General features: G+C 62.9%; 12 protein-coding genes. 3 read left to right on the forward strand and 9 right to left on the reverse strand.

All coding sequences use genetic code 11. The features are described 5' to 3' along the window. From mgtE to QZT63_RS16920, 3 genes are all read left to right on the forward strand, one after another. A partial coding sequence (gene mgtE, locus QZT63_RS16910; protein WP_290652763.1) for a magnesium transporter occupies positions 1-907 on the forward strand: 907 nt, incomplete at its 5' end. Positions 908-1,222: 315 nt separating this feature from the next. Further along, a complete protein-coding gene (locus QZT63_RS16915; protein ID WP_290652765.1) occupies positions 1,223-1,546 on the forward strand; it encodes a hypothetical protein in 324 nt (107 codons plus the stop codon). Between the two features lie 20 nt (positions 1,547-1,566). After that, entirely contained in the window at positions 1,567-2,418 is an 852-nt protein-coding gene (locus tag QZT63_RS16920) for an HDOD domain-containing protein (RefSeq protein ID WP_290652785.1), read from the forward strand. Positions 2,419-2,422: 4 nt separating this feature from the next. Here QZT63_RS16920 and nadC read toward each other — a convergent pair whose 3' ends face one another. The 9 genes from nadC to QZT63_RS16965 all read right to left on the reverse strand — a co-directional run. Continuing rightward, complete coding sequence (gene nadC / locus QZT63_RS16925) at positions 2,423-3,256, reverse strand: carboxylating nicotinate-nucleotide diphosphorylase (RefSeq protein ID WP_290652767.1); 834 nt, start codon at positions 3,254-3,256, stop codon at positions 2,423-2,425. Continuing rightward, positions 3,253-3,651, reverse strand: coding sequence for a monovalent cation/H(+) antiporter subunit G (gene mnhG / locus QZT63_RS16930; RefSeq protein ID WP_290652769.1), 399 nt, complete (start codon positions 3,649-3,651; stop codon positions 3,253-3,255). The genes nadC and mnhG overlap by 4 nt, the downstream gene beginning before the upstream one ends. Further along, complete coding sequence (locus QZT63_RS16935; RefSeq protein ID WP_290652771.1) at positions 3,644-3,916, reverse strand: monovalent cation/H+ antiporter complex subunit F; 273 nt, start codon at positions 3,914-3,916, stop codon at positions 3,644-3,646. Before QZT63_RS16935 ends, mnhG begins: the two co-directional genes overlap by 8 nt. Before the next feature lie 9 nt (positions 3,917-3,925). Further along, positions 3,926-4,399, reverse strand: a complete 474-nt coding sequence (locus QZT63_RS16940) for a Na+/H+ antiporter subunit E (RefSeq protein WP_290652773.1) — start codon at positions 4,397-4,399, stop codon at positions 3,926-3,928. Then, positions 4,396-5,916 carry a proton-conducting transporter membrane subunit gene (locus QZT63_RS16945; protein WP_290652775.1) on the reverse strand — a complete coding sequence of 507 codons (1,521 nt, stop codon included), beginning with the start codon at positions 5,914-5,916 and terminating at the stop codon, positions 4,396-4,398. The genes QZT63_RS16940 and QZT63_RS16945 overlap by 4 nt, the downstream gene beginning before the upstream one ends. Beyond that, on the reverse strand, positions 5,913-6,260 hold the full coding sequence (locus QZT63_RS16950) for a Na+/H+ antiporter subunit C (protein WP_290652777.1): 348 nt from the start codon (positions 6,258-6,260) through the stop codon (positions 5,913-5,915). The genes QZT63_RS16945 and QZT63_RS16950 overlap by 4 nt, the downstream gene beginning before the upstream one ends. A 1-nt stretch (position 6,261) precedes the next feature. Beyond that, positions 6,262-6,690 (reverse strand): Na+/H+ antiporter subunit B, encoded by a 429-nt coding sequence (locus QZT63_RS16955; protein ID WP_290652779.1) that lies wholly within the window; start codon positions 6,688-6,690, stop codon positions 6,262-6,264. Further along, on the reverse strand, positions 6,687-8,990 hold the full coding sequence (locus tag QZT63_RS16960; RefSeq protein ID WP_290652781.1) for a putative monovalent cation/H+ antiporter subunit A: 2,304 nt from the start codon (positions 8,988-8,990) through the stop codon (positions 6,687-6,689). Before QZT63_RS16960 ends, QZT63_RS16955 begins: the two co-directional genes overlap by 4 nt. A 178-nt stretch (positions 8,991-9,168) precedes the next feature. Continuing rightward, positions 9,169-10,197: class I fructose-bisphosphate aldolase (locus QZT63_RS16965; protein WP_290652783.1), on the reverse strand; the 1,029-nt coding region annotated here is incomplete at its 5' end.

Genomic DNA, 10,197 nt, shown 5'->3' on the forward strand with positions numbered 1-10,197 from the left:
CGTGGAACAGGCGCTCAATCATGTCCGCTCTCGCAGCCAGGCCGGCGAGACACTGAACATCGTCTTCGTGACAGATGTGCGCGGGGCGTTGCTCGGGCAGGTGCGGTTACGGGATTTCGTCCTGGGCCGCCCGGACCGCCGGATCGAAGAGGTCATGAACGACGACCCGGTCAAGGTCGTGGCCTCGGAGGACCGGGAGGAAGCCGCCCGGCTGATGAAACACTACGACCTAGAAGTGCTCCCGGTGGTCGACAATTCCGGCATCCTGCTCGGGATCGTCACCGTGGACGACGTCATCGACGTGGTCGAGGAAGAGGCCACGGAGGACTTCCACAAGATGGGCAGTGTCGGCGCGCTGAATCTCAGTCTGAGAGAGGCGCGCCCCTCGCTGCTGTACCGTAAGCGCGTCGGCTGGCTGGTGCTGCTGGTGTTCGCGAATGTCTTCGGGGGTACGGCCATCGCCTACTTTGAGGAAACCATCGAGGCCGTGATCGCCCTGGTGTTCTTCCTGCCACTGATCGTCGACTCCGGCGGAAACGCCGGCTCCCAGTCCGCCACGCTGATGGTGCGCGCCCTTGCCACCGGTGATGTGCGCATGAAGGACTGGTTACGCCTTTGGGGTAAGGAGCTTGGTGTCGCGATCGGGCTCGGGTTGACCATGGGGGTTGCCGTGTCTGTACTGGGCCTGTGGCGCGGAGGAATGGAGCTTGCGATGATCGTCTCCCTGGCCATGGTTTGCGTGGTCGTCATGGGCAGCATGATCGGCATGCTGCTGCCATTCATCCTTGCGCGGTTCAACCTGGATCCGGCGACTGCCAGTTCGCCGTTGATTACCTCGATCGCGGATTTCTTTGGCATTGTCATCTACTTCTCGATCGCTACCTTGTTCCTGACGCTTCCCACATAGCGCGGTTGTGCTGGGCGGCCCCGGTTACCCTGGGGCCGCCTGAGCCATTGCCGGCAACATGGCCACGTCTCCTCAACCCCGCAGGGCAACGGATTGCGAACCGTCGCGCTAACAGTCTCCCTTGGTAACTCTTTGTTGAAATGGCAGAAAGAACTCCAAAGCGGGCTATTTCATACAACTGGAACTTGTGGAACACATCACGCTTGTCCTGTGGGTGACAGTCTAAACTGCTGTTCATAAACCAAAGCGGAGGCTCAACTGACCGGGTAACTTCGCTACGGCCCTACCGGTGTTGGTGCTCGAGGGGGGGTCCGCATGACTGGAGCAGTGGTTTATAAGCCGCTGGCAATGGTGGTCCCGGGTGAACGCCTTGCCAAGGATCTATTCGATGAACAGGGAAGTTTGCTCATGAATGCGGGTGTTGCCCTCGATGAGCGCACGTGCCGGCGCCTGCAGCAGGTCTGCGGCGTGAAGTGTGTGCCGGTAGAGGCCGTCGATGCGGCGGTCCGGCTGCAGGCGCGTCGCGCGGCGGTGGATCGCTCCCTGGAGCATCTGTTCCGCCACTGGCGTTATTCGCAGGCGATGAACCATCTGCGTGCGCTGCTGGCGAATCACCGTCGCGAGATGGCTAGGGGGTGAGCGTTCAACTGCGTGTAGATGTGGACGGCGCCTTGCGTCAGCGTCCGGGATTGCCTGGACCCGTTGCGAGTGTCCTGGCTGCGAGCCGGAACGACACGCTCAATCGGGAGCGGGTGTCTGAACTGTTACTTCAGGTTCCGGGTTTGGCTGCACGGCTTATGGGCGTGGTGAATGCGCCGTTTTTCCCCATTGGCGAGCCCGTCGACAGCCTGGCCTCGGCCTGCCTGCGCCTGGACTCACCGACACTGGAGCGCGCAATCATTGCCTCGGTGCTCCTGGGGCAGTTCCCGCCAGCAACGGGCGAGCGATTTGACCGTGCCGCGTTCTGGGAGCATTCAGTGGGTGTCGGCGTGATCGCGCAGACCCTCGCAGGGGCAATCGGGGACGATCGGCAGTTGGCGTTCACCGGTGGATTGTTGCACGACATCGGGCGCCTCTTGCTCGACGTCCATTTTCCACGGGAATTCCGGAGCATCCTACGCTACCAGCGGCGGCATGATACCTGGATCCGCGACGCCGAGGTGGCCGTGCTTGGTATCGACCACTGCGCGCTGGGCGCCAGCGCCGCCGAGCAGTGGAATCTGCCGGCAGATGTGATCGAGGTGATTCGTTACCACCACAGCCCGGAGTCAGGGAGCATCCGTGAAGGGGCCACCCTGACGGTGCACCTCGCCGACGTGCTGGCCCGGGGGTTGGAGTTCGGTAATCCGGGGGATGACACCATCCCGATGCTCTCCCAGGTGGCGATGAAGCGCCTCGGCCTGAACTGGGAAGTCCTGCGCTGGGCCTTGCTCGAGGCCGATCCCTACCTGCCCACCGCACGCCAGCTCGTGCGCTCGACTGTCGGCGCCGAGACCAGCGTCTCGGCGTAACGTATTACAGTTTCCGAAAACGCATGGACAGGTCTATGGCACGGACGTGCTTGGTGATGGCTCCCACGGAAATGTAATCCACACCGGTTTCGGCGATCGCTCGCAGGCCCTGTTCCTCCACGTTGCCAGAGGCCTCCAGGCGTGCGCGACCACGGGTGATCTGAACCGCCCGGCGCAGGTCTTCGAGGCTGAAATTGTCCAGCAGGACGATGTCCGCGCCGACGGCCAGGGCTTCTTCCAATTCTGCAAGCGTCTCCGCTTCGACCTCCACAGTGGTGTCCGCATGGAGGTTACGACTCGCCTGCACGGCGGCGGTAATGGAGCCGGCCGCCATGATGTGGTTTTCCTTAATGAGCACGGCGTCATAGAGGCCGTGACGATGATTGGTGCAACCCCCTGCGGCGACGGCATACTTTTGCGCTTGGCGTAGCCCGGGGATGGTCTTGCGCGTATCGAGAATGTGCGTTCCGGTCCCCCGTACGGTGTCGGCACAGACCTGCGCGGCGGTGGCCGTCCCGGAGAGCAGCTGCAGGAAATTCAATGCCGTCCGCTCACCGGTGACCAGGCTACGCGCCGCTCCCTGGAGGTCGCACAGCAGGCTGTTCGGCTCGACCCGGTCGCCGTCGCGCACGTGCCAGGTCACGGTCACCCCGGGGTCAAGCTGATCGTAGACACCAGTGAACCACGCAACGCCGCAGATCACGGCGGCTTCCCGACTGATGACCGTTGCTTCGCCCCTGCGCTCGGCGGCAATCAGGGCGGCGGTGAGATCGCCGCCGCCCACATCCTCCGTGAGCGCCCGGCGCACGTCGTCGCGCACGGCGTCGCTCGGGATCATTCGGCGGGTCGATCGCGATTGGGTAGCCTGTCTTGTTCTTCCAGCCCACTGCGCAGGTAGTGCCCGCGGCGGTCCAGGTTCTGACCCAGCTCGTCCTTTAGGGTGCGCTCCCACAGCGGGGCGCCTGTGAAGTACGCGGCGCGGCCGATGACGTGGGCAGCGATCGGCGCCGTTAGCACCACGAAGGCGAGAATGGACAATGCGCGCACAGTGACGCCGATATCGAGGAAGTACACGGCGGTGGCCACCGTCATCAGACCGACACCCAGGGCGCCGGCCTTGGTGGTGGCGTGCATACGCAAGATCAGGTCCGGCATGCGCACTGCCCCGATCGCGCCGATGAGTATCAGGCCGGATCCTGTGAGCAAAAAGAAAACCGTGAGGAAATCACTCATCAGAGCTGCCCCCCCGCTCCAGCAAGCGCGCGAAGCCCACCGCCGCCATGAACGCCGTGAGCGCCAGCACCAGCGCGACGTCCATGAACGCCGGGCGGTCCACCTGGATGGCGTAGGCCAGCATAATGCCCACGGCAATGAGGGCGATGAGCTCCAGTGCCACCACGCGGTCCGCCAGGCTTGGCCCGATGAACAGGCGCGCCGTGGTCAGGACCAGCGCCAGGGCCAGTATAAGCAGTGTTGCAACGACTGCCCACTCGATCACGACGGCACCTCAACTGAGTAGTTCGATGACGCGACGCTCAAGATCCTTAAGATCGGCCCGCAGCGCGTCCTCGTCATCAATGTGCATGGCATGGATGTAGAGCATCCGATTGTCGTTGGAGACATCGATGCTCAGCGTCCCCGGTGTCATGGAAATCAGGTTCGCGAGGAGGGTGACGGCTGCGTCGCTTTGTGTCATCAGGGGTAGCCCGATCACCCCGGGGCGCATGTAGTGCGTTGGTGTGAGCACCTCATAGGCCACCCGCATGTTCGACCGAATCAGCTCCCACAGATAGAACAGCGTAAAGCCGATCACCTGGGGGATCTTGCGGGTGTAGCCGGTCATGTCGCCGCTCATGCGGCTGACAAAGGCCAACACCAGATAGCCGAAGATAAAACCGGCGAGAAATCCGCTGCCGGTGAAATTCCCGCTCAGGGCGACCCAGACGAAAGCGAGCAGAATATTCCAGATAAACAGGGTCATTGGTTACCCCCGAGCACTGCGTCCACATAGATCTGTGGGTCTCGCATCTGTTCAGCCGCGGCGATGAGCACCTCATAGACCGGCTGCATGCCCACACCCAGTAGAACGGCCAGTATTGCCAGCACCGCGATGGGCAGGCACATGATGGCCAGGGACCGCTCCGAGATCGCCCGCTCGAACCGCGCGGCGCGCTCCGCGTATTCCTGCGGCTGGGCCTTCCAGAATGCCTCTGCCCAAATCTTCACCATCGAGTATAGCGTCAGCAGCCCCACGCCCAGGGCGACGGCCACAATGCCCCAGCTTTCTGCTTCCACGCCCGCGCGCACCAGCATGTACTTGCCGATGAACCCGGACAGCGGTGGCATGCCGGCGAGGGAAAGCGCCGAGGCCAGGAACATGAGGCCCAACCACGGGCGCTCCCGCCATAGCCCGCCCACCTGCTTGAGTTCGTGGCTGCCGCGCAGGAAATAGATCACGCCGCCGATGAGGAAGAGATTACTCTTGGTGACAATGTTGTGGACAATAAAATAGATTCCCCCCGCCAGGGCAAGCGGCGAGAACAAGGCCAGCGCCATGAACATGTAACCGATCTGGCTGACGATATGAAACGAGAGAATGCGGCGGATCTCGTAGTAACGCGCGGCGCCCAGCACGCCGGTGATCATGGTAAACCCGCCGATCCACAACAGAATTTCATGGGTATACCCCATGTCCTGGGTGAACAGCAGCGAGAAGAAGCGGTACAGCATGTAGACGCCGACCTTGGTGAGCAGGCCGGCGAACAGCGCGGAGATGGCCACGGGCGGTGTGTGGTAGGACGCCGGCAGCCAGAAGAACAGCGGGAAGGCCGCCGCCTTGATGCTGAAGGCCACCAGGTAGAGCATGCTCACCACGGTCACCAGCCCCTGGTTCTCCACCTCGGCGAGCTTGACCACCAGGTCGGCCATGTTGAGGGTGCCGGTCATGCCGTAGGTGAGACCCACGGCCGTGAGCAGCATGATGGAGGACAGCAGGTTCAGGGTGACGTATTTGATCGCCCCTTCCATCTGCGCTCGCTCGCCGCCGAGGATCAGCAGTGCGAACGACGCCACCAGCAGGACCTCCACCCAGACGTAGAGGTTGAAGATATCGCCGGTGAGAAACGCCCCGCACACACCGGCGAGCAGCAGGTGCATCAGTGGGTAATAGCCGAAGGCCTCGTGGTCGCTGCTGATGCTCGGCAGTGAATAGATGGCAACGGCGAACCCAATGAGGGCGGCCATGAGTGTCATGACCGCGCCGAGAATGTCCGAGACCAGCACAATGCCGAAGGGTGCCGGCCAGTCGCCCAGGGCGATGATCAGCACGCCGTCCGGGTGCGTGTAGGTGTTGTGGAGCAGCACCATGGCGGCCACGAGCAATGCGCCGGTGCCAATGACACCCAGCCACCGCTGTGCGGTGTTGGATTTATACAGGATGACCGATAACGACCCGAAAATGAACGGGATAATGACCGGAAGGGCGACTTCTGGGCTCACGTGTCGGTACTCCGCATCTTCTCCAGGTCATCCTCTTTCACCACGACATAGGCGCGGTGAATCAGCACCACGGCGAACGCCAGCACGCCGAAGCCGATCACAATCGCCGTGAGGACCAACGCCTGGGGTAGGGGGTCCGCCCAGCCGCCGGCGGGCAGGGTATCGCCAGGAGCGATCAACGGTGGCAGGCCGCGTTGCATCCCCGAGACCGTGAAGATGAGCAGATTGGCGGCGTTACTGAGCAGGATGAGGCCGATCACTAGCTTCACCAGGGACCGGCGCAGCATCATGTAGATGGAGGCGGCAAATAGCCCGCCAACCACGAAGGCCATGAGTGGTTCCATGTCATTCCTCCACTTCGGCCAGAGCCAGCACGATGGCCATCACCGAACCGATGACCACGAGGTAGACGCCGATATCGAACACCAGCGGCGTGGACAGCGTCACCGAACCGATCAGTGGTACCTCGACTGGCCACCACAGGGCGGTAAAGAACGCCTTGCCTTCAAGGATCGCGGGAAGCCCGCTGAGCGTCGCCAGTAACAGTCCCCAACCGAGCATGACGCGCGGATCCATCCACATGAGTTCCCGGGTGTCACCGGCATTGAAGGCGAAGACGTACAGTGAGAATCCCACGGCGGCGACCAGACCGGCGATGAAGCCACCACCGGGTTCGTCATGGCCGCGCAGCAGCACGAAGAGTGAGAACAGCAGCAGCAGTGGCAGCAGGAACCGAGCCGCCGTGCGTAAAATCAGTGAATCCATGGCCTTCATTGGGCCTTGTCCTCCGCACGGAATCGAATCATGGCGTAGACGCCGATCGCCGCCAGGCCGATGACAAAGATCTCGCCCAGGGTGTCCAGCGCTCGGAAGTCAACCAGAATCACGTTGACGATGTTGCGCCCATGGCCCTCGGGCTCACTCCAGTGCACGAGCTGATCCGAGATTGGCTCGGCGACCGGTACATCGTTCACCGCCAGTATGAGCAGCGTCATGAGCCCGCCCAAGGCCACCGCCACCACCGCATCCTTGATGCGGGTGGCCGGCGCGGAGTAGTCAATGAAGCCGGGCAGTCGGAAGAGCACTAACACCAGCAGGATGACCGTCAGCGTCTCCACCATGATCTGCGTGGTGCCCAGGTCCGGCGCACTGAACAGCACATAGATGAGGGCGATGCTAAAGCCGATGATGCCCAGAGTTGCCACTGCGCCGAGCCGGGATGTCGTGACCGAGGCGAACACGGCACCGACGACCACCAGGCCGGCGACCACTGCTTCGTACAGGTTGACGTCGAAAAGCCCCAGGGGAATCGGCGTGTCCGTGTGCACCAGCAGGGTCCAGCCGGCCAGACCGACGATGGTGAGCACGATCGTGGTCAGGTAGTTGCCCATGGAACCGTTCTGGAGCAACCGAGTCTGCCACTCGGCGACGGCGACGAGGCCGTCCATGGCGTGTTCGTAACCGCGCTCCATGCCAAAGCGGTCGATAAAGGTCAACCGCTTGAAGCCGGCGAGCACGGTATCCCACTTCGCGAACAGCACCAGGCCAGCAATCACTGCCGCGATGCTCATCATCAGCGGCGCATTGATGCCGTGCCAAAGGTAAAGCTCCACGGTTATGGGGTCTCCGTACACGGCGGCGACGGCGGGCCCGACCAGCGCTGCGGCAGGCAGGAAACCGAACAGACCGAACACGAGGCCCAGGGTGGCCAGCGTCACCGGCCCAATCAGCATCGACAGTGGCGCTTCGTGGGGTGTTTTCGGCGTCTCTTTACGCCGGCCCGTAAATGGCCTGAGCGCGAACACCGCTGCCATGGCCACAATCATGATGGCCGACAGGAGTGCCAGCAGGGAGGTGAAGGCGGCGAGAGCGCCTCCTGCGCCCAGCGTGGCCTCGAACATGAGCTCCTTGCCGATGAAGCCGAACAGCGGCGGAAGGCCGGCCAGGGACAGTGCGGCGAGGCAGGCCGCCAGGAAGGTGATGGGCATCACCTGCCGCAGCCCGCCCATTTTCGTCACGTCCTTGGTGCCTGTCTCGTGGTCCAGGGCGCCGGCCAGCATGAACAGGGCTGCCTTGTAGAGCGCATGCGCCAGCAGGAAGGTCATGGCCGCGATGATCGCCTGCTCCGTGCCGATGCCGATGAGCATGGTCAGAGTGCCCAGGGCCATGACAGTGGTGTAGGCAAGAATGGCCTTGAGGCCGGTGCTGCGCAGGGCCATCACCGAGCCGGTGAGCATGGTCAGCGCGCCGAAGATCCCCAGGGCATAAAACCACAGGTCCGTGCCCCCCACCGACGGGTTGAGCCGGGCCATGAGGAAGACGCCGGCTTTCACCATGGTGGCGGAGTGCAGAAATGCCGACACCGGCGTGGGCGCGGCCATGGCGTTTGGCAGCCAGAAGTGAAATGGCACCTGGGCCGACTTGGTGAAGGTGCCCAGCAAAATGGCGAGGACCATGCCCGTGTAGAATGGGTAGGCATGGATGTCCTCGGCGGCCAGGATGCCCGAGAGCGTGTACTCGCCGCCCGCGGCCACCGCCAGCATCAACAGCCCCGCCAACAGGGCAAGCCCGCCGACAACGGTGACGAGCAGGCCCTGGAGCGCGAACCAGCGGTTGTCCTTGTCCTCGTGGAGGAAGCCGATCAGCAGATAGGACGTGACGCTGGTCAGCTCCCAGAACACGAACAACGCGATGATGTTGTCCGAGAGCACCAGCCCCAGCATGGACGCCATGAACGCGAACATGATCGCGTAGAAGCGGGGCAGGTCTTTGTGACCGTGGAGATAGCCCCCGGCGTAGATGATGATGAACGTGCCGATGCCGGAGATAAGCAGGGCGAACAGCAGGCTGAGGCCGTCCACCAGGAAACTCATGTTGATGTCGAGGCCGGGAATCCACGGGTAGTGGATGATGACCGCCTCGCCCTGGGCGATCGTGGGAATCCAGGTCAGGAAGTAGATGAACAGCGCCGCGGGGAGCAGGGACAGCAGCCAGCCCGCCCGATCGCCGAACGAGCGCGTTAGCCACGGTGCCAGAGTACACAGGATAAAACCGGACAGTACGGCTAGAAGCATGGCTTATGGACACCCCGTAGCGGACCGGAGCGGCCGGTGTGCTCGCGGCCGCGTCGACGACACCCCATGCAGCAACCCATGGTGTGCCCCAGAACCCTGCTGTGCTAACCCCCCGAGCGCGCACTGACGAAGTAGCCCGAGACCTTAGCCGAGCAGCCCCCTTATGGCAAGGCAACCGTCAGGCGACGGTTACCTCTGGATTAAGATAGACGTCCTGAATCGCATGGAGTAGCTCTACGCCCTCCTCCCGCGGCTTCTGGAACGCCTTGCGCCCGGAGATCAGCCCCATTCCACCGGCGCGCTTGTTGATGACGGCCGTGCGGACCGCGTCGGCCAGATCGGTGGCGCCAGAGCCACCGCCGGAGTTGATCAGCCCCGCCCGGCCCATATAGCACGACGCCACCTGGTAGCGCACCAAATCGATAGGGTGATCAGTCGTGAGCCGATCGTAGACCGATTTGTGGGTCTTGCCGTGGCCCACTGCCGGATAACCGCCGTTATTCTCCGCCATTTTCTGTTTGACGATGTCGGCGTTAATGGTCGCCGCCAAGTGATTGGCCTGGCCGGTGAGGTCGGCCGAGACGTGGTAGTCCGTGCCACCTTTCTTGAATTCCGGGTTGCGCAGATAGGCCCAGAGCACGGTCGCCATACCCAGCTCGTGGGCCATCGCGAATGCCTCACTTATTTCCTGGATCTGCCGGCGCGATTCCTCGGAACCGAAGTACACAGTGGCACCCACGGCCACACCACCCATGTCGAATGCCTGCTGCACATTGGCGAACAGCGTCTGATCGTAGATTTCCGGATAGGTGAGCAGCTCGTTGTGATTGATCTTCACAATAAAGGGAATGCGGTGCGCATAGCGCCGTGCGACCGAGCCCAGTACACCAAGCGTTGACGCCACTGCATTGCATTCGCCTTCCATCGCCAGGCGAATGATGTTCTCGGGGTCAAAACACGCGGGGTTCGGGCCGAAAGACGCCCCGGCGGAGTGTTCTACACCCTGGTCCACCGGCAGGATAGACAGATACCCGGTGCCCCCGAGGCGGCCGTGATCGAACAGCGTCTGCAGGCTGCGCAGCGTACCGGGCTTGCGATCCTTGTCCATGACCACCCGTTCAACGTAGTCGGCGCCGGGGAGATGCAGCTGCTCCCGCGGAATCCCTTCGCAGCGGTGGTTGAGTAGCGCGTCGGCTTCGGTGCCCAG

This window comes from Aquisalimonas sp., from assembly GCF_007120195.1.
Lineage (GTDB): Bacteria > Pseudomonadota > Gammaproteobacteria > Nitrococcales > Aquisalimonadaceae > Aquisalimonas.

What these genes read in the sequence shown, in the direction of transcription:
- nadC (WP_290652767.1), bottom strand. Translation starts at nt 3,256, where the DNA reads ATGATCCCGAGCGACGCCGTGCGCGACGACGTGCGCCGGGCGCTCACG.
- mnhG (WP_290652769.1), bottom strand. Translation starts at nt 3,651, where the DNA reads ATGAGTGATTTCCTCACGGTTTTCTTTTTGCTCACAGGATCCGGCCTG.
- QZT63_RS16950 (WP_290652777.1), bottom strand. Translation starts at nt 6,260, where the DNA reads ATGGAACCACTCATGGCCTTCGTGGTTGGCGGGCTATTTGCCGCCTCC.
- QZT63_RS16940 (WP_290652773.1), bottom strand. Translation starts at nt 4,399, where the DNA reads ATGACCCTGTTTATCTGGAATATTCTGCTCGCTTTCGTCTGGGTCGCC.
- QZT63_RS16960 (WP_290652781.1), bottom strand. Translation starts at nt 8,990, where the DNA reads ATGCTTCTAGCCGTACTGTCCGGTTTTATCCTGTGTACTCTGGCACCG.
- QZT63_RS16915 (WP_290652765.1), top strand. Translation starts at nt 1,223, where the DNA reads ATGACTGGAGCAGTGGTTTATAAGCCGCTGGCAATGGTGGTCCCGGGT.
- QZT63_RS16955 (WP_290652779.1), bottom strand. Translation starts at nt 6,690, where the DNA reads ATGAAGGCCATGGATTCACTGATTTTACGCACGGCGGCTCGGTTCCTG.